21 protein-coding genes and 1 tRNA gene are annotated in these 22,917 nt (G+C 63.8%); 12 read left to right on the forward strand and 10 right to left on the reverse strand.

The features are described from left to right. Positions 1 to 791: 791 nt before the first annotated feature. Together ACTIFK_RS16520 and ACTIFK_RS16525 are read left to right on the forward strand one after the other, a co-directional pair. The gene (locus tag ACTIFK_RS16520; protein ID WP_439544106.1) at positions 792 to 1,793 is read left to right on the forward strand and encodes a cyclic nucleotide-binding domain-containing protein; all 1,002 of its coding nucleotides are present in this window, start codon (positions 792 to 794) and stop codon (positions 1,791 to 1,793) included. A 220-nt stretch (positions 1,794 to 2,013) separates the two neighbouring features. Further along, positions 2,014 to 2,250, forward strand: a complete 237-nt coding sequence (locus ACTIFK_RS16525) for a hypothetical protein (protein ID WP_439544107.1) — start codon at positions 2,014 to 2,016, stop codon at positions 2,248 to 2,250. A 17-nt stretch (positions 2,251 to 2,267) separates the two neighbouring features. Here ACTIFK_RS16525 and ACTIFK_RS16530 read toward each other — a convergent pair whose 3' ends face one another. From ACTIFK_RS16530 to ACTIFK_RS16540, 3 genes are all read right to left on the reverse strand, one after another. Then, the gene (locus ACTIFK_RS16530; RefSeq protein WP_439544108.1) at positions 2,268 to 2,474 is read right to left on the reverse strand and encodes a DUF2905 domain-containing protein; all 207 of its coding nucleotides are present in this window, start codon (positions 2,472 to 2,474) and stop codon (positions 2,268 to 2,270) included. Positions 2,475 to 2,600: 126 nt separating this feature from the next. Then, positions 2,601 to 3,695, reverse strand: coding sequence for a DUF2817 domain-containing protein (locus ACTIFK_RS16535; RefSeq protein WP_439544109.1), 1,095 nt, complete (start codon positions 3,693 to 3,695; stop codon positions 2,601 to 2,603). A gap of 329 nt (positions 3,696 to 4,024) precedes the next feature. Continuing rightward, positions 4,025 to 4,624: a TetR/AcrR family transcriptional regulator gene (locus tag ACTIFK_RS16540; RefSeq protein ID WP_439544110.1), complete on the reverse strand. Its 600-nt coding sequence runs from the start codon at positions 4,622 to 4,624 to the stop codon at positions 4,025 to 4,027. Between the two features lie 98 nt (positions 4,625 to 4,722). Here ACTIFK_RS16540 and ACTIFK_RS16545 point away from each other — a divergent pair, with 98 nt between their 5' ends. The 7 genes from ACTIFK_RS16545 to ACTIFK_RS16575 all read left to right on the forward strand — a co-directional run bounded on the left by ACTIFK_RS16545 (position 4,723) and on the right by ACTIFK_RS16575 (position 13,969). Next, on the forward strand, positions 4,723 to 5,649 hold the full coding sequence (locus ACTIFK_RS16545) for an oxidoreductase (protein ID WP_439544111.1): 927 nt from the start codon (positions 4,723 to 4,725) through the stop codon (positions 5,647 to 5,649). Between the two features lie 175 nt (positions 5,650 to 5,824). After that, the gene (locus ACTIFK_RS16550; protein WP_439544112.1) at positions 5,825 to 7,912 is read left to right on the forward strand and encodes a methyl-accepting chemotaxis protein; all 2,088 of its coding nucleotides are present in this window, start codon (positions 5,825 to 5,827) and stop codon (positions 7,910 to 7,912) included. 142 nt (positions 7,913 to 8,054) lie between these two features. Beyond that, positions 8,055 to 8,543: a hypothetical protein gene (locus ACTIFK_RS16555; RefSeq protein WP_439544113.1), complete on the forward strand. Its 489-nt coding sequence runs from the start codon at positions 8,055 to 8,057 to the stop codon at positions 8,541 to 8,543. Further along, positions 8,540 to 9,190, forward strand: a complete 651-nt coding sequence (locus ACTIFK_RS16560) for a hypothetical protein (RefSeq protein ID WP_439544114.1) — start codon at positions 8,540 to 8,542, stop codon at positions 9,188 to 9,190. The genes ACTIFK_RS16555 and ACTIFK_RS16560 overlap by 4 nt, the downstream gene beginning before the upstream one ends. A gap of 108 nt (positions 9,191 to 9,298) precedes the next feature. After that, positions 9,299 to 10,678 (forward strand): 30S ribosomal protein S12 methylthiotransferase RimO, encoded by a 1,380-nt coding sequence (gene rimO, locus ACTIFK_RS16565; protein WP_439544115.1) that lies wholly within the window; start codon positions 9,299 to 9,301, stop codon positions 10,676 to 10,678. 102 nt (positions 10,679 to 10,780) lie between these two features. Further along, complete coding sequence (locus tag ACTIFK_RS16570; protein ID WP_439544116.1) at positions 10,781 to 11,539, forward strand: hypothetical protein; 759 nt, start codon at positions 10,781 to 10,783, stop codon at positions 11,537 to 11,539. 234 nt (positions 11,540 to 11,773) lie between these two features. Beyond that, the gene (locus tag ACTIFK_RS16575; RefSeq protein WP_439544117.1) at positions 11,774 to 13,969 is read left to right on the forward strand and encodes a CHASE2 domain-containing protein; all 2,196 of its coding nucleotides are present in this window, start codon (positions 11,774 to 11,776) and stop codon (positions 13,967 to 13,969) included. 15 nt (positions 13,970 to 13,984) lie between these two features. Here ACTIFK_RS16575 and ACTIFK_RS16580 read toward each other — a convergent pair whose 3' ends face one another. Next, positions 13,985 to 15,040 carry a FecR family protein gene (locus ACTIFK_RS16580; protein ID WP_439544118.1) on the reverse strand — a complete coding sequence of 352 codons (1,056 nt, stop codon included), beginning with the start codon at positions 15,038 to 15,040 and terminating at the stop codon, positions 13,985 to 13,987. A 221-nt stretch (positions 15,041 to 15,261) separates the two neighbouring features. Beyond that, complete coding sequence (locus ACTIFK_RS16585; protein ID WP_439544119.1) at positions 15,262 to 16,185, reverse strand: cation diffusion facilitator family transporter; 924 nt, start codon at positions 16,183 to 16,185, stop codon at positions 15,262 to 15,264. Positions 16,186 to 16,456: 271 nt separating this feature from the next. On the opposite strand from ACTIFK_RS16585, the gene ACTIFK_RS16590 reads away from it, so the two are divergent. Continuing rightward, positions 16,457 to 17,287, forward strand: coding sequence for a metal-dependent hydrolase (locus ACTIFK_RS16590; protein WP_439544120.1), 831 nt, complete (start codon positions 16,457 to 16,459; stop codon positions 17,285 to 17,287). Positions 17,288 to 17,367: 80 nt separating this feature from the next. On the opposite strand, the gene ACTIFK_RS16595 is transcribed toward ACTIFK_RS16590, so the two are convergent. The 4 genes from ACTIFK_RS16595 to ACTIFK_RS16610 all read right to left on the reverse strand — a co-directional run bounded on the left by ACTIFK_RS16595 (position 17,368) and on the right by ACTIFK_RS16610 (position 20,115). After that, positions 17,368 to 17,988, reverse strand: coding sequence for a TetR/AcrR family transcriptional regulator (locus tag ACTIFK_RS16595; protein WP_439544121.1), 621 nt, complete (start codon positions 17,986 to 17,988; stop codon positions 17,368 to 17,370). A 363-nt stretch (positions 17,989 to 18,351) separates the two neighbouring features. After that, entirely contained in the window at positions 18,352 to 18,990 is a 639-nt protein-coding gene (locus ACTIFK_RS16600; protein WP_439544122.1) for a TadE/TadG family type IV pilus assembly protein, read from the reverse strand. Positions 18,991 to 19,003: 13 nt separating this feature from the next. Continuing rightward, positions 19,004 to 19,516, reverse strand: coding sequence for a TadE/TadG family type IV pilus assembly protein (locus ACTIFK_RS16605; RefSeq protein ID WP_439544123.1), 513 nt, complete (start codon positions 19,514 to 19,516; stop codon positions 19,004 to 19,006). 512 nt (positions 19,517 to 20,028) lie between these two features. Continuing rightward, a tRNA-Leu gene (locus ACTIFK_RS16610) sits at positions 20,029 to 20,115 on the reverse strand. A gap of 174 nt (positions 20,116 to 20,289) precedes the next feature. Between ACTIFK_RS16610 and lipB the strand changes: the two genes are divergently transcribed. Then, a complete protein-coding gene (gene lipB / locus ACTIFK_RS16615) occupies positions 20,290 to 21,006 on the forward strand; it encodes a lipoyl(octanoyl) transferase LipB (protein ID WP_439544124.1) in 717 nt (238 codons plus the stop codon). Positions 21,007 to 21,079: 73 nt separating this feature from the next. Here lipB and ACTIFK_RS16620 read toward each other — a convergent pair whose 3' ends face one another. After that, entirely contained in the window at positions 21,080 to 21,430 is a 351-nt protein-coding gene (locus tag ACTIFK_RS16620) for a hypothetical protein (protein WP_439544125.1), read from the reverse strand. Positions 21,431 to 21,712: 282 nt separating this feature from the next. Between ACTIFK_RS16620 and ACTIFK_RS16625 the strand changes: the two genes are divergently transcribed. Beyond that, on the forward strand, positions 21,713 to 22,561 hold the full coding sequence (locus tag ACTIFK_RS16625; protein ID WP_439544126.1) for a LysR family transcriptional regulator: 849 nt from the start codon (positions 21,713 to 21,715) through the stop codon (positions 22,559 to 22,561). The last annotated feature ends 356 nt before the right edge of the window (positions 22,562 to 22,917 follow it).

Below are 22,917 nucleotides of genomic sequence, written 5' to 3' on the forward strand. Positions count from 1 at the left end.
GCCGCGCAGGCGGCCATCCACGACACGGAAACGCACGGGCAACCTTAGTCACAGTTTACACCTGTGAACGCAGTGGGCCTCAACGCGCATAGAACGTGCTGAGACTTGCGGAGATGGCCGCCGTCCATGCGCAGCATGGCTTCGCCATGGCGCGGCCATGACGTTGCGTGTTACAACAAACCTATCCCCGCCCCTAATTCCTCCGTATACGCTCACCGCATCCCGCTCATTCGGGGGCCGGCGCGAGCTGGGCGTGTCATGCCAGAGGCATGCTTTCATCATGACGTGAGCGGGAGCTGCGCCTCCCTTAACACTAGTACCATCAGCTAGGCTGGAAAGGTTCGAAGTGGATTTCTCGGTTGGATGGACCGTGAAAGCCAACGTGTGCACGATGGATGGTCGTGCCGAAGGCGCGCAATCCATGAGCGCACACGCCTTCGCGCCGGTGAGGTTGCATCCCTGCGGGGCCCATTCATTAGGGCATCAATTTCGCGGTGATGCGCAGCAGCGGCGAAGCATCCCGCGTAAACTCAGCGCCTACCGCTCCGCTCCCCGGATTTTCCCGGGCACCACCCGCTCTTTGAGCCCAACCGACCTGAACCCCGCGAAACCGAGCCCTCGCGGCTATCCAAGCGTGCCTGTTGCCGACTGCCTACTGCCGACTGCCTCACTCCCGTTGCACGCTGCCCTTGAGGCGACGCTGTTCTGCGCCGAAAAAACTTGCTCCGGCCGTTACCGGCTCATAGCCTCCGGCGAATGGCCACTTGAGCCTGAGCAGTTTGGAGTCCCCGATGGAGAGCGAGCAGCCGTCGCACTCGGAAACCTTCATCGATCCGGATGCGATCGGGGAACTTTGCAAAGAGGTGTCCTTCGCGCCCGGAGAGGTTCTTCGCCGCAAAGGCCTGCACTACAAAAGCATGTACCTGCTGACCGACGGCGAGGTGGAGATCGCGCTCGAAAAGATGGGAACGGATCCCACGATCCTGACCCGCCAGCGCGGCTCGCCCATCGGAGAGATCAGTTTTCTAACGGGACGGCCCGCCACGGCAACCGTCACAGCCCGCACAACGACCAAGGCACTCGTCATAAACGATGAAGTGTGGGCCATGCTGGAAAGGGACCATCCGGCACTCGCGGCCGGCCTCTACCGTCAACTCGCCGAAGTCGCGGACGGACGGCAGAGTTTCAATCTGCTGTTTCATAAGGACGCCTCCGGCAAGCCACAAGAGGCAAGCGTTGAGGTCCGCCTCTGCCGCAACGCGCAGATGCTCCACCAGGCCCAGCGCATCCGGTACGAAGTCTACTGTGAGGAACTGGGACGCACGTCGCCCTTTGCGGACGTGGAAAACAGGATCATCGCCGACGAGCTCGACAGCTTCGCGCATGTGCTCATTGCGCTGCAGGGCGACGAGCCCGTCGGCACGATGCGCCTCAACAGGGCTGCAGAAGGCCCGCTCGGCCCGCTCGTCGAACTCTACGGCATGCAGAACTCAGCGCATCACCCCACCGCCACCTCCATCTGCACGAAGTTCATCGTCAGGAAGGCGCACCGCTACAGCAAGGCCTCGTTCAAGTTGATGGCGACCTCGATGGAGGTCGGCATGCGGACCAAAGTGAAGGAAAGCTTCATCGACTGCATCCCGCAATTGCTGCCGTTCTACATGTCGATGGGATTCCGGCAGAGCGCGCCGGCATTCCTGCACCGCGAAAACGGCCGGTCGATCCCGCTCATGCTCGACGTCGAGCGCTACGCCCCGCGCATCAACCGCCTCACGGGGTTTGTGCTTCGCTAGCCGGAAGTCCTTGCCAGCAGCGCCTTTCTAGGGAAAGGCCGCCACGCTACGGGCGGGGTGCAGGCGTTTACTGAGATCGATTGGGCGGCATGGATCGGGCTTAATGTGGCGCGCAGGAAAATCCTCATGGGGCAGGTCGAGATTCTCGATAGACTGGTAGAGTTGCGGACGCGGAAGCGGCCGTAGGCTTTGAGCGGCAAATTTTGCATAGGAGAGCATCGTGGACGATCTGGCGAAGTTAGTCGATGAAGCGCGGAAGGCCTATCAAAGCGGCAAGCCGGAGTTGGAGGTTCTCAAATCGCGCGTGGATGTCCTGCGGGCGACAGTCTCGCACATTGAGGCGCATGTTGCGCAGGGAAAGAAAGGCGACGCCCGCATCATGCTCATGACGCTCGCGCGGATGGCAGACAAATATGCGCATGAACCGTTGGCCATGGAGGCGGGCGACCTCACCTAATCTTGCGAACCGCGCTGCTATCGGCTCAGAAGCCACAGGATGAGACTCAGCGCGACGCTGATAAGCAGCGACGTGGCGATGGGCGCATAGAGCCGGAAGTTCTCGCGCTCGATAACGATGTCGCCCGGCAGCCGGCCGAGGCCGAGTTTGGTGAGGACTGGCCAGAGAAGCCCGACGGCAATAAGCACTATGCCGAAGATGATGAGCAACTTCGATATATGCATAAGGCGGATCCTCACGCTGGTTTGTACTTCGACACCGGACAAACGCCCGAGCCGGCTTACGCGCGGGAGCCTCGACTCGCGGTTGCGTCATCCGATTAACTTGGAAGAGCCTTCCACTCTATGGCCTCACTTCAACAACCCGCGGATCGCAGCCTGAGTGACTGCATGCGCCCGTTCGTAGACGGCCTCTCTCCACGAAACGTCGTCAGGAGAAAAGACTTCGACCAGCTGTTTGCGATACGTCTCGACGCCTGGATCCCTGGAATGATGGGCCCAGTTTTCATTGATCATGGCATTGAGGACCTGCAGCATCGGGTAGGTGCCAAACTCAAGCGCAACGGCGGACAGATGATTGCCGCTGTTCCGCGTATAGCTCAGCAGGTCGCCCGATAAGCCGGTCGATACGGCATCGCTCTTCTCCGGGTTTATGATTTCGTCGTTTTCAAAGCAGTCTGCCAGCACGGCTGAACGCCCGTCGCTGTATCCCGAACCGAAGGAAGAGCCCCATTGGCTGATGAGCTGTCCGCTGCCGCGAGGTCCAAGGCCCGTGTGATAGTCCACGACCATGACCTTGTGCTTGTCCGTCAGGCCCGCGAGAATCCGATCCCACGTGTTGCGAGACCAGGATGGTTTGTTCCCGCCAAAGAAAAGACCGGTAGGATGATTGTATTGGCCCTTGGTCACGGCTTCCCGCAGCGCCCATTTGCCTCTTCTGGCGACGAAAGAGGCGAATGCGATCCCCCGGCGCACACGAGTTAATCCACCTGGTCGCATGGTCAGCACGCCATGGAGTTCGTCGTACGCAGGATTGGGCAGAATGGCCGGAAAAGTTGCGAAGTTGCGATTGAGGTCGACACTATCCTCATTGACCCGGCGCTTGAACGCGGCGCCGTATGGGTTGAGGGCGTGAACGAGAAGGATGGCCAGATCCGCGTTGGGCGGTGGGCGCAGGCCGGATTGCACTTGAGCGACTTGCAGCCCTGATCCAGCCAAACCTTCAACTCCGTGCGTACCCGACACAAGGACGAGGACATTTTTAGCATGAGGGCTACCGAGCAGCGCGACGTCCGTTGCCAAATCTTCCCCGGATGGGCCGCGTGCGGTGTGCACATAGGAAGCGACCGTGCCCCCTGCGCTCTCAACGGCCTTGAGAAAACCGCTACGCGCCGTGGCGTAGTCATGCGGAAAGCATCGATCGGGCTTGAAGTCTCGCGGCGCCATATCTGATCCTGGCCCAGAACTCTCAGCTTGGTCGGCGACTGTGGGACCGTTGCCGACCTGACATGCGGCCGAAGCTCCATAATATCATGAAGAACAGAAGCCGAGCCACCAAAACGCAGCCCTCATTTCTCCGCATACGCTCAGCCCATCCCACACAATCCGGGATGCACCTTTGATGCATGCGTCCAGCATGACCTGCGAGCTGGGCTCCCGGAGTCGAACGCGGCCTAGGCCGATGTTGAGCCAGCCACAACCACGCCCTTTGACCAACCCGCGCCGTCCGCCCGCACTGCCGATCAGCCATGACGCGCGCCGAAGATTGAGTGTTCTCAGATCTCCGACTTCAGGTCCGCGAAGGCGTCACGCAGATGTTTCTCGGGGGATCGTTTACCGCCCGCCTCAACCCAAGCCTCGATAGCGAGACGTAGCGCGCCGATCGAAACCATCGCCACGACACGCAGAGCATTTCGTCTTTTCGGCTGAGGCCAGAGCTGGCATAGCGCTTCGAACAGCACCTGCTCCTGCTGCATATACTTGGCCTGTTTGCTTGCGCGCAGCCGCTCCGTGGAGCGCAGCAGCCGATCTATGACGATCAAGTGTTCGGAGTCGAAACGCGAGTTCAGCTTCAGGAGCGCATTGAGCACGGCGTCAAGCGGGGCCTGGTCCGTGGATTCCAGAAGCACGGCATTGTGGATCATGTCCCCGATGCCGCTCTGATACGCGAGAAGGATCTCTTCCTTCGACTTGAAGTAATAGAAGATGGTCCTCCGCGAGACGCCCGCTGCCTCGGCAATGGCATCGAGGGTCGTCGCCTCATAGCCATTGGCCACGAAAAGTTTCAGTCCGGTTTCCGCGATACGTTGCAGTGTCTCCCTGCGCTTTTTCTCGCGCAGACCTTCGTGCTCTTCGCCCGGCGGGTCATTTTCCATGCCCGAATGTTGCCATGAATCGCACCCCTTGCAAAATTACACCTAGTGCATAAATAGTTTGCACTGAGTGTAACAATTTCGGCGTAAGGGCGAAGCTTATGACCAAGTGGACGACATCGGACTTATCTCCTCAGCGCGGCCGGTCGGCCGTCATCACTGGCACAGGCGGCCTGGGATACGAGACGGCCCTCGTGCTCGCTCGCGCCGGCGCAGATGTGATCGTCGCGGGGCGCGATCCCGCTAAAGGGCAAGCAACGGTCGCACGCATTTGCGACGCCGTGCCGAATGCGATCGTGCAATTCGAACTTGTCGACCTGGCCAGCCTGAAATCTATCGAGGCCTTCGGAAAGCGCTTGCGCGGCAAGCGCAGGAGCCTCGACCTGCTGATCAACAATGCCGCGGTCATGACGCCGCCGACTCGGATGGAAACGTCCGACGGTTTCGAACTGCAGTTCGGCACCAACTATCTTGGACACTATGCGCTGACCGCCGAAGTCCTACCGCTTCTGGTTCAGGGAAGCAGCCCGCGTGTTGTGACGGTCTCGAGCGTCGCAGCGCGGAGCGGCTCGATCGACCTAGCCGACTTGCAGGCGACACGCGCCTACAGACCCATATCGGTCTACGCTCAATCGAAGCTCGCCAATTTGATGTTCGCGTTCGAACTGCAGCGCCGAAGCGACGCGGAACGGTGGGGTATCGCCAGCATCGCCGCGCACCCCGGCATCTCGCGTACCGATCTCATTCACAACGGCGCCGGACGCTTCAGTGCCGCCGGTTTCGCACGATCGTTTATGTGGTTTTTATTTCAACCTGCGGAACGGGGAGCGCTGCCGACGTTGTTTGCGGCGACCTCGCCCACGGCGCGCGCTGGCGGGTACTACGGTCCGGACAGGTTGAGCGAGACGCGGGGGTATCCGGCGCCAGCCAAGCCGCCGCAACAAGCATTGGATGTCGAAATGGCGGCGCGCCTCTGGGACGTTTCCGGCCGGCTGACCGGCGCGACCTTTCAATACAATGCGGCCTGAACGGACACCCGCCAGCTGTCAGTCATTCGTGACGTGCCCCCTCGCGGCTATCCGGACGCGCTTGCGCTGCTAGGGCGAGCAAACCCCGCTAAATTTTTTCCTGCCATGAAAGGTTAAGTGTTTATCCATTTATTTCGGACACTTGTACGCATAGCCTAATCTAGATTCTTGGATCATGACCATGCATATGCGTTCGCTTCCCGTCAAAATAGCGCTGGTTGCCGCCGCCACGATTGCAACCGTCTTCGGCATCGGCACCTACTTCCTGGCCTCCAACGCCGGCAGCGTGATCGATCAGCAGAACACTGAGATCCAGAACAGCATCGCCCAGAGCCAGGCCCTCGACGCCAGCAAGACGCTGAATGTCGCAGCGCGCACCGCAGAGAACATCGCCGCCGTCGTCAGCGCCCTCAAATCGACCGGCGTCGTCGATCGCGCCGTCCTCGACGAAACGCTCCGCTCGCTGCTGGACAAGAACACCAATGTGCTCGGCACCTGGACGGGCTGGGAGCCGAACGCGCTCGACGGCCGCGACAGCGAATTTGTAGGCCACGCCGGTTACGACGCGACCGGTCGCTTCATGCCCTATTGGAACCGCGCCGGCGGCAAGCTCGTGCGCGACGTCCTCCTGGATTACACCAAGCCCGGCGCCGGCGATTACTACATCCAGCCGTTCACGCAGAAGCGTGCCGTGGCGATCGAACCGTACCTCTACCCGATCGACGGCAAGGACGTGCTGATCACCACGTTCAGCCTCCCGATCGTCGTCGATGGCAAGACGCTCGGCGTCGCCGGCATCGACATCAATCTCGAGAGCCTCAACGAGAGCATGCAGAAGATCAAGCCGTTCGGAACCGGCTACGTCACGCTGGTCTCGAAGGCCGGCCTCGCCGTCACGCATCCAAACACGGCGAGCGTCGGCAAGCCGCTCGCCGATTTCGACGCGCCCTCGGCTCAGGCCGCCAAGCAGGCGATCGAAACCAGCACAGCCGTTTCGACCCATGGCACCGGCGCCGACGGCGCGGACTGGCGCTTCCTCGCGACGCCGATCGCAGCCGGCGGCAGCGCCGACACGTGGGCGGTCGTCATCGCCGTCCCCGAGGCGACCCTCCAGGCGACGATTACCGAGACGCAGACCTCGATGGTCGGCCTCTCCGCCGCCTGCATCGTCATCGTCGCCGGGCTTCTGTTCCTCGCGCTCAGGTCCTTAGTCGGCACACCGCTCGAAGCGCTGACAAAATCCTTTGACCGCATGGCCGGTGGCGATCTCGACACCAACGTACCCGGCGCCGACCGCGTGGACGAAATCGGCAGCATCGGCAAGGCCGTGTTGCGGCTGCGCGACAGCCTGCAGGACAAGGCCCGCATCGAGGCGGACGAAAAGGCTGCGCGCGAAGCGGCGACGGCAAAGGACCGCAAGGCCCAGATGCATCGCCTCGCCCACGAGTTCCAGCAGGCGGTCGGAAGCATCGTCGAGACGGTCTCGTCCACGGCAAGCCAGCTCGAAGGCGCCGCGCTGTCGTTGACCGAGACGGCGGAGACGACGCAGCAGCTATCAAACGGAGCCGCGGCTGCGTCCGAACAAACGTCGGCCAACGTGGAAGGCGTCGCCGCCGCATCCGAGCAGCTCGCCTCGACGGTGACTGAGATCAGCCGCCAGGTTCAGGAGAGCAGCACGATCGCGACCCAGGCCGTCCACCAGGCCGCCAAGACCAACGATCAGGTCACGGCGCTGTCGCAGTCCGCGGACCGCATCGGCGACATCATCAGCCTGATCAACACGATTGCGGGGCAGACCAACCTGCTCGCCCTCAACGCCACCATCGAGGCGGCGCGCGCGGGCGATGCCGGCAAGGGGTTCGCCGTCGTGGCCCAGGAGGTCAAGGCACTCGCCGCCCAGACGTCGAAGGCCACCAACGAGATCGCCTCGCAGGTTTCGGGCATGCAGTCCGCCACCCGCGAAGCGGTCGCAGCGATCAAGGAGATCACCAGCACCATCAACATGATCTCTGAGATCACGGGCACCATCGCCGCGGCCGTCGAGCAGCAGGATGCCACGACCAAGGAGATCAGCCGCAACGTCACCGAAGCGGCACGCGGCACCTCCGAGGTCGCAAGCAGCATCACCGACGTGACCAAGGGCGCCGCCCACACCGGCTCCGCATCGTCCCAGGTGCTGACCTCCGCCAAGCAGCTCGCCAGCGAAAGCGGCAACCTGCATGCCAAGGTCGAGACCTTCCTGGCGACGGTTCGCGCGGCCTAAGCGGCCTCACCCTTCGAAGACAGCAACATCGGGCGCCCCCTATCGCAGCGGGCGCCCGAAATCGTATCTGCATGCGGAGCGGTCGACTGTATGAGGGTGAAATCGCCGTCATTCCGCCCAGGACGCATGCCAACTGGACCGGATGAAACGCCTCTCGACCATCCCGCTTCTGGCGCTCGTCTTCACCGGCAGCGGCTTGGCCATGCTCGCGGCCGCGTGGTGGTTCATTTCGCCGCCCGCCGGCCGGGAAGACCTCTACCAAATCTCCGGCATTGTCGAAGACGCCACCGACACGCGCAACTACACCCGCGACCCGTCGGGAACGGCGTCGTTCGCGTTGACCATCCAGAGCGATGGCCAGGCGCCCCTACGCCTCCATGTCGTCAAGCATCCGGTCGATCCGAACGCGCTCCGCGCACTTGTCGGACGAACCGTGTCCGCCACGTTCCATCGCGGGCTGATCTACGATTTGAAATCTGACGGCATCGATCTCGTCACGTATCGAAATACCGTTCGCATGATCGAGACCGAAGAGACGGCAGCCTACGGGTCCGCCATCACCTGCCTCGTGATCGGCATTGGACTGGCGCTCTTCGCCTACGTCCGCAAAAGAAAACCCGAGGGCTCATGAAAAAGCATCGCTGCAAGGTCGTGAGCCTCACGACCCTGAGCGTCTTCGTGCTGGCCGTCGCGCTCGCGCTTCCCGGCCGCCCCGCGCGCGCTTGCGCCTGTTGCAGCAACGAAGGCCAGCGCAATGTGCAAACCCAGCCCGTCGACGATTTCGCCGCGGGCATCCTGGCGGACGTCCGTTTTGATGCCGCCGCTCATCTTTATACCGGCGAAGGCGATGCCGACGGCGGCTGGACGCACGCGGACAGCCCGGACTTCCAGCTCGCCGTCACGAAAGCCGGCGCGTCGTGGGCGTTCACCTTCACCCAGCCCGGCACCGCGGGCACGCTAACCTTCGCCATGCCGGAAGCGATGACCAAATTCGAGGTGGACCCCCGCGAACCGCCGGCCGGTGGCCCAAGGCCTTCGGGCGAAACAGAGCCTTCCGGCGGGCTGGGCCCGGTCCTCTACAAGGAGTGGCGCATGACGGCCCCGGCGCGCGGCACCGGCCTGTTCGCGGCCGTCACCGGCGGCGACCAGCAGGCGACCCTCATCCTGCACGGGCACGGCAGAAATTGTACTGAAGCCGGCCATTTTACGGCCTGGACCGTCGTGCTGCACGGATCGAAGGTCACGACGAGTTTCTTCGGAACCCTGTCGGCGCAGTAAACTGCCTCAGGCCCCCGCCCGCGCCAAATTCACTCGCGCGCGCCATTGGGGCTCCACGGCCCCGCCCCATGTGCTAGAAGGCCGTCTTTCCGCCCATCAAGGCTGCCTATGACAACCGAAGCACCAGCCAGCGCCGCATCCGTTCCATCGCCCGCTCCGCGCGCGCCGAAAGCGATCCCGAAGGTCGGGTTCGTCTCCCTCGGCTGCCCCAAGGCGCTGGTCGACAGCGAGCGGATCATCACCAAGCTCCGCTCCGAGGGCTACCAAGTCGCGTCCGATTACGCCGGCGCCGACGTGGTGGTGGTAAACACCTGCGGCTTCCTGGACAGCGCCAAGAAGGAGAGCCTGGATGCCATCGGCGAGGCCTTGGCCGAAAACGGCCGCGTCATCGTCACCGGCTGCATGGGCGTCGAGGAAGGCCGCATCCGCGAGGTCCATCCGGGCGTGCTCGCCGTCACCGGTCCGCACCAGTACGAGCAGGTTGTCTCCGCCGTGCACGATGCGGTTCCGCCACTGCACGACCCCTATCTCGATCTTGTGCCGCCCGAGGGCCTGCGCCTCACGCCGCGCCACTACGCGTATTTGAAAATTTCCGAAGGCTGCAACCACCGCTGCTCGTTCTGCATCATCCCGAGTTTGCGCGGAAACTTGGCGAGCCGCCCCGCCAACCACGTCATGACCGAGGCCGAACGCCTCGTGAAGGCCGGCGTCAAGGAACTGCTCGTCATCAGCCAGGACACGAGCGCCTATGGCCTCGACATCAAGTACGCGGAAAGCATGTGGAAGGGCGCACCGCTGAAGGCCCGCTTCCTCGAGCTGTCACGCGCGCTCGGCGAGCTCGGCGCCTGGGTCCGCATGCACTACGTCTACCCCTACCCGCACGTCGACGACGTCATCCCGCTGATGGCGGAAGGCAAAATCCTCCCCTACCTCGACATCCCCTTTCAGCACGCCTCGCCGTCCATTCTCAAGGCGATGCGCCGCCCCGCGCACCAGGAGCAGACGGCCAAGCGCATCGCCAACTGGCGCAAGGTCTGCCCGGATCTCGCCGTCCGCTCGACCTTCATCGTCGGCTTCCCCGGCGAGACCGAAGCAGATTTCACCCTGCTGCTCGACTGGCTCCGCGAAGCCAAGCTCAACCGCGTCGGCTGCTTCAAGTACGAAGCCGTCGCCGGCGCCAAAGCAAACGACCTGCCCGGCGCCGTGCCCGAGGACGTCAAGGAAGATCGCTGGCACCGGTTCATGGCCGCCCAGCAGGAGATCTCGGCTGAGATCAACGCCGGCCGCGTCGGCAAAACGATCGACGTCCTCATCGATAGCGTCGACGAGGACGGTGCCGTCGGCCGCTCGAAGTGGGACGCGCCCGAGATCGACGGCACCGTGTTCCTGGCCGCGAGCGAAGGCCTGAAGCCCGGCGACATCGTGCGTGCGCATGTCGACGAGTCCGACGATTATGACCTTTGGGCGACAGTCACCGCGCGCTCCTGATGAGCATTAACCCTCGCCAGCGCGGTCCCGGCCGCGCCTCGCGTTGACAGTCCACGGCGGCCGATGCGACAGTCCCCGGACGAAAATGGGGAGCACGCGCAGATGGGTACGCCGGATCAGGGGGGTGGCGCCGCGTCGCCGTCGAGCACTCCCGAAATTCGCATCTACGGCCATTCGCCGATCATCTACTGGTGGCCCATCTGGGCCTACGGTTTCGTCTGCGCCGCCCTCACGTATGTCCAGGGCGTGCCGCTCATGCTTCCCGCCAGCCCGAAGCCGATCTTGGTCCACCCGAGCGCTTGGGTCGGCCTCTCGTTCACCCTCCTGCTCCTGCTCGTGATCGTCGCCACGTCCGTGCGCGCCCGCGGCCTCAATGCGCTTTTGCTGATGGCCCTGCTCGCAGGCGCCGGCGTCGCGACCTACCTCGTCATGAACACGCCTGGCCTCTGGGTGACGCCGCCGAACCTGCTCCTGCATATGAACTTGGCGTTCTACCTGATGATCTCGTCGATCCTGTTCCTCGTCTGGTTCGTCATTGTCTTCATTGTCGACCGGCTGAGCTACCTGCGCGTTCGCGGCACGCAGGTCGAACGCGTGCAGCTGTTCGGCAGCGCCCTCGGCCGCGCGCCGGAAAGCTGGTCCGTGCTGCACATCCGGCTCGCTCGCTACAGCGACGATCTCATCGCCCACAAGATCCTGGCCCTCGGCTTCCTGGGTCTCGGCACCAGCGACATCGACGCCAAGCTCTCGATCTTCGGCGGCGGCCACGAGCAGTTCCGCGTCGAGAACGTCTGGAAGGCCTCGACGCCGCTGAAGGCCGTGCAATCTGCCATGGGCCAGAAGGCGACCGTCGTGATCTGAGGTGCGTCATCTAAAATTCGCGGTTCGCCTTTGTCGATGGCATGCTGGGTCAAAAGCAATGAGCACGCATGCGGTGTCGGGCTCCTGGCTAACTAGCGTGGATGCCGGCATGATGACGTTGCTGCCGGCCGCCTGCCTCCATTCGACGTCATCCCGGCGTCATGACGAAGTCATGCTTCGCATGAAGGCCGGGACCCACGCCAGTTTCAGGGCATGCAACGGTTCAATCGGGCCATGAAACTGCGCCGGCCATCGCTCCACCTCGTCCTCACCGCAAGCATCCTTGTGCTTGCGGTGGCGCTGCGCATCTTCGATCCCAACCCCGTGGCGCGCCTTCGCCTGTCGATCTTCGACAGCTACCTGAACCTGAAACCGCGAGAAGCGGATCCGGCTTTTCCGGTGCGGATCGTCGACATCGACGAAGCGTCCCTCGCCGCGGTCGGCCAATGGCCCTGGCCGCGCTCCGAGATCGCCCGCATCGTCGAGCGGCTTTCCGAGGCCGGCGCCAAGTCGATCGCGATCGACCTCATCCTGTCCGAGCCGGACCGTCTGTCACCTGCCACGCTCGCCCGCCAGCTCGAGGCGAGACGCGACCTCGCGCCGATCCTCTCCGAACTCGCCAAGCTCCCCTCCAACGACGAAATGCTTGCAACCGCGCTGGCGAAAGCCCCCGTCGTGCTTGGCATCGCCGGCGAAACCGCGACCGGGCGCACCCCGCGAACGCCAAAAGCGCGCTTCGCCATCGCGGGAGACGATCCGCTGCTGTTCGTCCCTCGCTTCAGCGGTGCCATCGAACCCCTGTCCCTCCTCGCCGATAAGGCTCGCGGCGCAGGCGCGGTGAACTGGGTCCCGGCCAAGGACCAGATCGTGCGGCACGTGCCGCTCCTCATCGCTCTCAACGGCGTCCTCGTCCCGGGCCTGGCGCTCGAGTCCCTGCGCGTCGGCATGGGAGAAACGACGGCCTTCGTGCGCGCGTCCGGCGGCAGCGGCGTCGGCGCGTTCGGGCAGCAGGTGGGCATCGAAACCGTTCGCGTCGGCCAGACGGTACTGCCGACGACCGGCGACGGCCAGCTTTGGCTGAACTTCGCGCCGCACGACGCGCGCCGCTTCATATCGGCCCACCGCGTTCTCGACGGAAGCTTCGCGCCGGGCGACGTTGCCGGGCATCATATCCTGATCGGCGCAAGCGCCACCGGCCTCCTCGATCTGCGCGCGACGCCCCTCGCGTCCTCGGTGCCCGGCGTCGAGATCCACGCCCAGGCGGTCGAGCAGATGCTGTCCGGCGACCATCTCATTCGCCCGCCGCTCGCGACGGGCGCCGAGCTGACATTCCTTGTCCTCGCAGGCGCGCTCGTCGCCTGGCTGATCCGCCGCTCCGGCGCCCTTTTGGCAGCGGCCATCGGCGCCGCGGCGATTGCGCTCGTCGTCGCCGCGTCCTGGTGGGCCTTCAGCGCCGCGGGATACCTGTTCGACCCGGTCTACCCGTCGATCTCGCTCCTCGCGGTCTACCTCGCGGGCTCGCTCCTATCCTTCATCAAGACGGAGACGGACCGCGCCCGCGTCAAGCGCGCCTTCGGCCACTACGTCGCCGCCCCCGTGATTGAGGAATTGGCCGCCGATCCCTCGCGCCTGAAGCTCGGCGGCGAAAACCGCGACGTCACGCTGCTGTTTGCTGACGTGCGCGGATTCTCCCGGCTGTCGGAAGGCATGGACGCCGAAACGCTGATCTTGTTCGTCAACCGTCTGTTTACGCCGATGTCCGAGATCATTCTCGATCATCGCGGCACCATCGACAAATTCATGGGCGATGCGGTCATGGCGTTCTGGAATGCGCCGGTCGCCGACCCGGCGCACGCGGCGCAAGCCTGCCGCGCCGCCCTCGCCATGCAGGCGCGCATGATCCGCCTCAACCGCGAGGAAGCCGCCCGCCGCGCCGCGGCGGCCGAGCCGTTCGCGCCGATCCGCATCGGCATCGGTCTCAATACCGGGCCGTGTTGCGTCGGCAATGTCGGCTCGCCCCAGCGCTTCGACTATTCCGTGCTGGGCGACGCCGTCAATGTCGCCTCCCGCATCGAAGGCGCGACCAAGCTCTACGGTGCCTCCATCATCGCCGGCGAACGCACGGCGCGCGAAGCGGCCGGCTTTGCGTTCCTGGAAATCGACACGGCGGCTCGCCTGCGCGGCAAGGATCGGCCGGAGCGCCTCTTCGCGCTGGTTGGTGATGAAGCCCTCGCGGCGGCCGCCGATTTTTCGGAATTCGCAACAAGCTACAAGCAGGCCCAATCCGCCCTGGCCTCTGGAGATAGCGCTGCGGCCGAGGCGAATATCGATGCGACCCGCGTCAAGGCACGCGCGCTCATGGCGTCACATCCGGCAATGATGCCGATCAATGCGCTGCTCGACCACTATCGGGCGCGCCTTCAAAGCTGAGCCGAACAGGCGAGACTAATACTTGCCGCCATGGCCGCTGCCCATTCCGCCGCCACCCATGCCGCGGCCCGGCATTCCGCGACCACCCATGCCACCGCCGTAATCGCCGCCGCCGCCCTTGTACTTGCCGGCACCGAGAATGATCCCTAGCCCGATCGCGGCCCCCATGCCCTTCTTGACATTCTCGTTGTCCGCCTCGCGCTGCTTCTCTTTGTATTTGTCGCGCTTCTTGATCTTCTGATACTTCGGCGGCGGTTCATCGTACGTCGGCTTCGCTTTCCTCGGCGCCGCCTTATTGGGTGTCGCCTTGTTCGGCGCGGGCTCGATGTCTTCCGACTTGCCGTCGCACGCCTCGCCCTTCGGGCTGCCGGCCGGGAGCGTGCCGGTCAAAATTGCCTCGCGCGTCAGCACGGGGTCTGGATCGATGCTCGGCGTCTTTTCCACGAACGGAAACGCATCGTCGAATGGCACGGACTCTTTGCCTGGCAGCGATGCCCAGCGCACTGGCGGCCCGACTGCACCGTCGTTATCGATGCGGATCAATTTCCCTGGCTCGAAAAGATCCTTGCAAACGCCCTTGGCGCTGCGAACCTGTACCGCGCCTTCATGCAGCAAGATCCAGGTCGGCCCGTTGTTCTGCACGAAAACGTCGAAAATCGTCCCGCGGACGGTGATGGCGGCGGCCGGCGTCTTGATGATGTAGGTCGGCTTCTCCGCGACGCCGGTCATGAACCGGAATGTGCCCTTCACAAGATCGAGCACGATCGACCCCTTCGCCTTTTCGGCGTCGTAGACGAACTTGTCGAGCGTCAGGTGCGAGCCGGGACCGAGCGCGAGCTTGGTGTCGTCATCGAGCTTGAGCTCGCTCGAACCGTCGAGCCCCACCTCGATGGACTCGTCCTGATGCACCCGGTCGCCGCGCTGCAATGTCCGCGTATCGCGATTGAACTCCGCCGTGACGAGATTGACCACCTGCACGGCCGACCCGACCGGGTTCGCAGGCGCCGCCCGCGCGCCGGCGAGGGGCGCCATCAAAATCGGCACGCAAAGCAGGATGGAAGCGGTTTTCATGGCGGCGCACTCTCGTGTTCAGTCTCCCGGATACCGGCGTGGCAGGGGCGAAAGCCGCCCGGCTGCGATTGCGGCGCACCGGCGACATCAAGTCAGGTGGCGTGCTGGTCAATATACCAGACACACCAACCCAAGCCAAAGCATCCTGCGCAAAGGCGCGCTGTCCCCCAGGGAACACCCGGCCAATTGCGGCGACGACGAGAGACGTAAAGACGAGAGACTTAAAGGGGAATGGCGCCGCTCGACCGCCCCTCGGCCATATGGTCCGGCTCGACATGGATCACCACTTCGGACCCTTCGATCTCGGCCTCCAAAGCGGCCTCGAGCCGGTCGCAGATGTCATGGGCCGCATCGACCGTCATGCGGCCAGGCACCACGAGATGGAACTCGATGAAAATAACGCGCCCGGCCTGCCGCGTCCGCACGTCATGTGCCTGCAGCGCGCCGTCGCCACTGCGCTTGATGGCCTCGCGGATACGCGTCTGAATGTCGGCGTCGGCCGCCTCGTCCAGAAGTCCGCTCATCGACGCCACCGCGATCTTCGACCCGCTCCAGAGAATGTAGGCGGCGACGGCAATGGCCATCAGCGGGTCGAGGATATTGAAGCCCGTCACGTACGCCAGCAGCAGCCCTCCGATGACGCCGACAGACGTCATCACGTCCGAGAGAAGATGCCAGCCGTCCGCGACCAGGGCGGGCGACCGCAACGCCTTCCCGCGCCGGATCAGAAACGCCGACCAGCCGCCATTGATCAGCGTGGCGAGACCGCTGACGGCCGCGCCTGCCCCGAAATCCTCGATCATCCGCGGCGCGACGAGCGCGCTGTAGGCTTCCTTGAAGATGAGGATCGCCGCCACGACGATCAGCACGCCTTCGAGCACGGCCGACAGGTATTCCGCCTTGTGATGCCCGAAGGGGTGGTTCTTGTCGGCGGGCCGCGTGCTGACGTTGATCGCGACGAGCGCGGCGACCGCCGTCACCAGATTGACGATGCTTTCGAGCGCATCCGAATAGAGCGCCACGCTCCCGGTCAGAACGAAGGCCGCGTATTTGAGCGCCATCACGGCGAGAGCCACCGCAATGCTTCCCATCGCGATCAGGTGAAGCGTGCGGACGGATCGATTGGGCACGGAAGCAGTCGTCATGGATCCAACCTGACAATAGGTGGCGCCCGCTCTGGCCACGCTGCTGAACGACGAAAAGGAGACCTGCCAGAGATATCCCGATTGCGCCAGCGTCACGTCCACCTCGGCCCAGCGTTCCAATGACACACCGGTGAAATGGCGGAGCCGCCCCTTATCCACATCGTTTGAGCGGCCCAGCCTCCCTGCGACCCCGAGAATCTGGTCCCAAGAGAGCCCTGACTGCCCATGCGCTCGAAGCGGGCGCAGAGCTTTTGAACGGGAGCGGATCACCATGGCCAATTTCACCACGCATATCGCGGTCGGCACGGTGGTCGCGGGAACGCTGGCCACGCTGACGCTCGCAGCCAACGTCATCGCACCGGAAAACCTCATCCCCGTTACGCTGGCAGGCGTCCTGGGATCCGTTCTTCCCGATATCGACCTCAAGGACAGCCGGCCGAGCCGGGCCCTCTTCGCAGGGCTTGCGATCTTCTTCTCGTTTGCGGTCCTGTTCTCGGCGGCCGGGCGCTACTCCATCGCCGAGCTCTGGATCCTATGGCTGGGAACGCTCGTCGCCGTTCGATACGGCGTGCATACGGCCTTCCACAACCTGGCGAAGCATCGTGGCATTTGGCACTCGATCCTTGCCGCCCTCTTCTGTGCCGTGGCGACCACCGTCGTCTTCGCCAACGTTCTCGATCGTCATGCAGGCGTCGCCTGGCTCGCGGGCGGCTTCATGTTCGTCGGCTACCTCGTGCATCTGACGCTCGATGAGATCTACTCGGTCGACGTCATGGACACGCGCATCAAAGCGTCGTTCGGCACCGCCATGAAACTGTTCGACCGCCGCTATCCTTATGCTTCGGCGGGCATGGCGGCGGCCCTCGCTCTCGCGGTCTGGATCGCCCCCTCGCCGACGGTCTTCGTGGCGGGCCTGTCCTCGCGCGACATGTGGGCCGGTCTGAAGTCCGAGCTTCTGCCCAAGGAAACGTGGTTCGGGGTTGTGAAGGTTCCGAGCGCTATCGCCGGCACACCCGCGCCCGCAAGCCCGATCACCACGGGAACGCTGCCCGAGCCGGCCGGCCAGCCGGCCGCGCCCGTGCCTCAGGCTCCCGCACACTAGCGCAGCCCTTAGAGATGATATCTCACGTCGATGTGTGAAAGCGGCGCGGCCAAGCCTTATGGCCGGCGCTGCGGAAGCGCTCAGCCGCGACCGGCGTCCTTGTTCCGCTCGAAACCCGCCAGATAGGTGCGCACGAAGTCTTCGAGCATCACGCTCGCGTGATCGCTTGCGACCATCGACAGCTTGTTCGCCGTCGAGAGCGAGGCAATACCGTGCACGCCGGCCCAGAGCACGCGGGCCGAGCGAGCCAGTTCCTCGTCGCCGATCCCGTCTTTCGCCAACGGCAACAGAGCCCGCTCGACGGTTTTCATGAGGGCTTCGAGCTTCTGCCGGTACCATTCGGGCGCCGATCGCGAAGCGGGCAGATTGTGTTCCAGCAGGAGGTTCCAAAGCTTCGGATTGTCGGCGACGAATTCGAGATACCGGCTGGCGATTTTCTGCACCCTCACCCGGTCGTCGCGCTCAGGGGGCAGCGCCGCGAGCGCGTCGAGCAGGCTGTCGAGCAGCCGTCCCTCGATGGTCAGAACCAAATCGTCGAGGTTCTCGAAGGAATTGTAGATCGTGCCGGGCGAATAATCGATGCGGCGGGCAATTTCGCGCGCAGACAACCCCTCTAGGCCGGATTCACGAATAAGATCGGTGGATGCACCGATGATCAGTTCCCGCAGCTCATCGGCGGTATGAAGGGATCGACGGCCCATATTCTCCCCTTCCTGGAAGACCGAACGTCGTTTCGCCGACTTCGGCTGCACGTATACGGCCGGGTACAAACACCCGATCGGCGATGTTCTTGTCCCAATTTCCGCGCATGCCGCGCGTCTCAAGCTGATATCCCCCCGGATACCAGCGGATCCCCACATCCACTCGCCGCGAGCGGGGCTTAGCGACCCCGTCGCCCGAAGCGGCATTCGATAGAAGGCGCACCTTCGACTTTAGTCGCAGCATACTGAAGATCAGGGTGAACTGCAATCAGCTCAACGGCGTCAAGGAATTAACGCGCTTGCGCGGGCCCGGTTCGGCGAACCGGGGGCGTAAATTGGGGTCGGAAACCTTCCATAAGCCGTTTAGGCCGTGCAGGTGCCGAACTTGTCGCCGAAATCTACGTACGCGCTCTTGCGGGGGCGTGCGAATGCCTTCTGCGTCCAGCTCACTCCGTTCATCAGGAAGCCCGCGAACAGAGGACTGAAGGTATAAGTCCCCTCGACGATAATAAGGCTCTCCTTTTCCGCGAGCATGCCGGTCGTCAGCGTGTAGGCCGCGCACCGGGCAGGCACCGCGCCACCATTGTAGCCAGGCCGGTTCGCTGTCTGCGGATAGACCAGATTGGTTCCGGTCCTGATGGCAGCGACGGGAACGATGGAAATCTGGAGCGGTGTAACGTCGTACGGCCTCATGATCTGCGCCGCCACGTCATAGATCGCGCGTACGTCCGTCGCCGTCAGCGCTTCCTCGCGGGTAATCAGGTCCGCGACGGTGCTCGTGACGAGGCTGAACCTCCGATCGATCGAAATCGCACGCGTCACCTCCACGGTGCCGAGCAGCATGACGAGCAGGATCGGCGCAATAAACGCGAATTCGACCGCGGCGATGCCGCGAACGTCCCGCCGGAAATCGCGCGCGGCAGCCTTGATCCTCGCCAGGGCCATGCGACGTCGCGAGACGTTCGCCTTGGTGGCCTGAGGACTATTCGCTCCGCCGGTCATGGCGCGCTCCATCTTATTTGTAGGGTTCGGTTTGAAACACGGCCGCGGCCGACAGCACGGTCTTCCCCTGGACCGGGGGCGTCGGCGAGACGAGATTCCAGAGCACCTGCCAAAGCCCCACGCCGGCTTCCCAATTGTAGCAGGCGACCACGATGACCTTCATGTTCTCCTGGCCGGTCGAGGCGCTCAGCGCATCGGTCGCGGAGCCGGCGGCAGGCGTGAGATTGCCATTCGTTGTACAGGTCGGCGGCGGCACGAGGCCGGCAAAGGACGTTGCGCTCTTGACGTGCACGACAAGGTGCGTGTCGCAGCTGATCATCGATCCCGCCGAGGAACACACGAGCTGCCGAAACGCCCCGCGGTTCAAGCCGGCCGTCTGTGCCTCACCCGTCCGGATTTTGCGCGACGCCTCGGAGACGCCGTTCTCGAGCGAGTGCATCGTCAGGAACTGCGTGCCGATCGTCATGATCGAGAGCACGAGAAAAAAGAACGGCGCCGCGACCATGGCGAACTCGATGCTCGTCACGCCGCGATTTTCGCGCGCAAACCGTCTGAAGCACCGCGCAAGGCGGGCCAGTCGCTTCGGAGGAACGGAGATGCCGGTCATTGAGGGGCTGCCGCAGATCTGGAACACGATACTGCGCAGGATAGAGGTGTGACGCTCTATGAAGTGTTGACGGCCCCGGCCTTCGCGCAACGACGTAAACGAACCCTTACCTCCGCGAAGCCCGCGCCCTGGGTAAAGCGGCAAGGCTCCGGCGGCCGGTCCGGCCCCAGTTTGCGAAGCCGCCTTGAGGGATCGACAACGCGATGGCAGCCGAGCCGTCGCTGCCGCCCGCCGGCTCAGGCGGGGCGAACGGCGGCCCCTCCCCTTGCGGGAGACAACTCTGACGGCCGACAATGCGCCTGTTGTCCGAAATGGCCAGCCCCGGCTAGGAACTGGTGACCCGGCCGGGAACTAGAGACCCGGCTCGGAGCGAGTGGCCCGGCTGGGAGCCAAGCTCGTTGCAAGGCCTTGGTAGAGGCCTCGCCAAATTATGGTGCGGTCGAGAAGACTCGAACTTCCACGCCGTTTCCAGCGCTACCACCTCAAGGTAGTGCGTCTACCAATTCCGCCACGACCGCATCATGGCTCGAAGCGCCCCATATAGCCAACCCGTGACGGGCGAACAAGAGGCACCTGAGAGCCGCCGAACTAACAGAGCCAGCGCCCCAAGGCAAGCGCCAAACCGACGCCGCGAGCGACCTGCCGAGGCAAAGCATCCCACAGCCCCGAAGTTCGGTGTTAGGTCTCTATCCATGATGGATTTCGATAGAAGCGCGATCGGCTGGGCGGTCACGTCAGGCCCCGTTCCCTACCCCGTGGCGGTCGCGGCCATGGAGCGCCGCGCGGCCGAAATTCGCGACGGGCGCAGCTCCGAATTGGTCTGGCTGCTGGAACATCCCGCACTCTATACCGCAGGCACCAGCGCGCGCGCCGAAGACCTGAAGGACGCCGGACGTTTGCCCGTGTTCGCGACCGGCCGCGGCGGCCAGTACACCTACCATGGCCCGGGGCAACGGATCGCGTACGTGATGCTCGACGTTCAACGCCGCTTCGGTTCGGACGTGCGCGCCTTCGTCGCCACGCTCGAACGCTGGATCGTGGACACGCTGGGCGAGTTCGGCGTGACGGGCGAGATCCGCCCCGGCCGCGTCGGCGTGTGGGTGGTGGATCCCAATCCTGCAAGCGGAGAGCGCAAAGTTGCCGCAATCGGCATTCGCATCCGCCGCGGCGTCAGCTTCCACGGCATCAGCCTCAATGTGGCGCCCGACCTCACGCATTATGATGGCATCGTGCCCTGCGGGATCGCCGATCATGGCGTCACGAGCCTCGCCGACCTCGGGCGCACCACATCCATGAAAACTGTGGATAGAGCACTTGAGCGGAGCTTCACCGCCCTCTTCGGCCCTTGTGTTGCGTCGGATGCCCCGCTTGATGCGGCCGCCGCGGCTCGATCGGCGCCAGGCGCCTGACCTCCCCGGAAAAGGAAAACCCGGCCCCGCGACGAGCGGGACCGGGTTCCTATTCACTACTACGAGCCCTCATCTACCAACGAGAGGTGGGCTGAGAAGGCCGGACGTCAGCGCCTTGTGCAGGATCTGACGGCACGTCCACCTCGTCGTCGTAGAGCTCGCCTTCCTCGATCGACGTATTCTCCGAGCCAGTCAGCTCGAACGGGTCATCTCGACTGGCGCCGAGCCGGATCAAGCATCCTGTCTCACAGATCCCTCGAAGTGCCTCGTTCGGCTTGAGAACATGGCCTTTTTGGGTACTGCCCTCGACGACCGTGACCGTGCGGTCTGTGTCGTCTCGATTTGTGATCGAGGCCGCGTGAGCGGCCGAGGCTAAGAAACAAAGTGCGATCAGGATCCCCGGAATGACGCGATCAACTCTCACGGCCAGCTCCGAGAGCTCGAGGCAGAAACTCTTTACTTCTTCTTCTTCGCAGCAGGCTTCTTAGCAGCCTTCTTCGCGGCAGGCTTCTTTGCAGCTTTAGCCATCTTCGTAGTCCTTCCATTGAACGCCCAGCTGAGCTGAGCCGAATCTGACCCGACTCATCGACGGGCCGAGCTTCAATGTGGTGAGAATCAATCCCCTCTTCAAACGGATTTTTCCGGTGACTGCTATCGAAGATTTCGATAGATAGATTTCAGCGCTTGAAGCGCGTTGCGAGTACCCATGGATATCAACCTCGCGCGAACCTTCTTGATGGTCGCGGAAACAGGCAGCTTCATCGAGGCCGCCGCCAAGCTCAACATCACGCAATCGACGGTCTCGGCCCGCATCAAAGGTCTCGAAGACCTGCTCGGTCGTCCCGTTTTCGAACGATCCAAGTCCGGCGCCGACCTCACGACCGCTGGTGAGCAGTTCCGCAAGCACGCCCTTGCCCTCGTGCGCGTCTGGCAGCGAGCCCAGCTCGAGGTGAGCCTCTCCGACCAGCATCGCGACCACCTTGCCGTCGGCGCGACGATGGGATTGTGGCAAGGATTTCTGTTGAAATGGGTCGCCCGCCTGCGCGCGCAAAGCCCTGACATCGCCGTGACGGCGATCTCGGCGCCGTCCGCGACGCTGACCCAGCGCCTCATTGAAGGCACACTCGATCTCGCCGTCATGTACCGGCCCATTCAGCCGCCCGGCCACGTCGTCGAGCATCTCTTCGATGAGGAATTCGTTCTCGTCACGAGCGCCAAGCCGTCAAGCCGGCGCTCCACGAGCGACTATGTGTTCGTCGATTGGGGCCCGGATTTCCAGCAGGACCACGCCGCCGCCTATCCCGAACTGACCAACCCCGGCCTGCATCTCGACCTCGGCTCGATCAGCATCGACTACCTGCTCGCGAACGAGGCATCGGCCTATTTTCCGGCCCGCATCGTCAAACAGCACGTCGCCCGCGGCCGCCTGCGCCAGCCAAAACGCGCCCGCCGCTTCGTCTATCCCGTCTACATGGTCTATCCGGAGACCCGCGACGAGGAGACCTACGAACAGACCATCCAAGGCCTGCGCAGCGCCGCCGCCCGGATCGGCTAGCTTCCCTGCGGCTCGGTTCGGCACCACCATCGATGTGGCGATGCCGCCCGCCTCTACCGCCGCGTCTGTGGAAACTTGCGTGGGCCCCGGCCGTCGTCCGTGCGGAGCACGGCTTCGCCGTGACGCGAGGCATGGCTCCGCCATGACGCCGACATGACGCCGACATGACGAAGAGTTTGTTGCAGTCCATGCCACCAATAATAACGGGCTGCGCCGTGACGCAGCCAACGCGTCAAAGTTCGTCCAGGCCGGTTTCCCCATACTCCGTCATCCCGGCGAAGGCCGGGATGTGGATTCACATTCGAAGTGCAACAGTTGAGCAAGAAAGATCTCGGCTGGGGTTTGGAAGTCAAGGC

The organism is Hyphomicrobium sp., assembly GCF_051860585.1.
Taxonomy (GTDB): domain Bacteria; phylum Pseudomonadota; class Alphaproteobacteria; order Rhizobiales; family Hyphomicrobiaceae; genus Hyphomicrobium_C.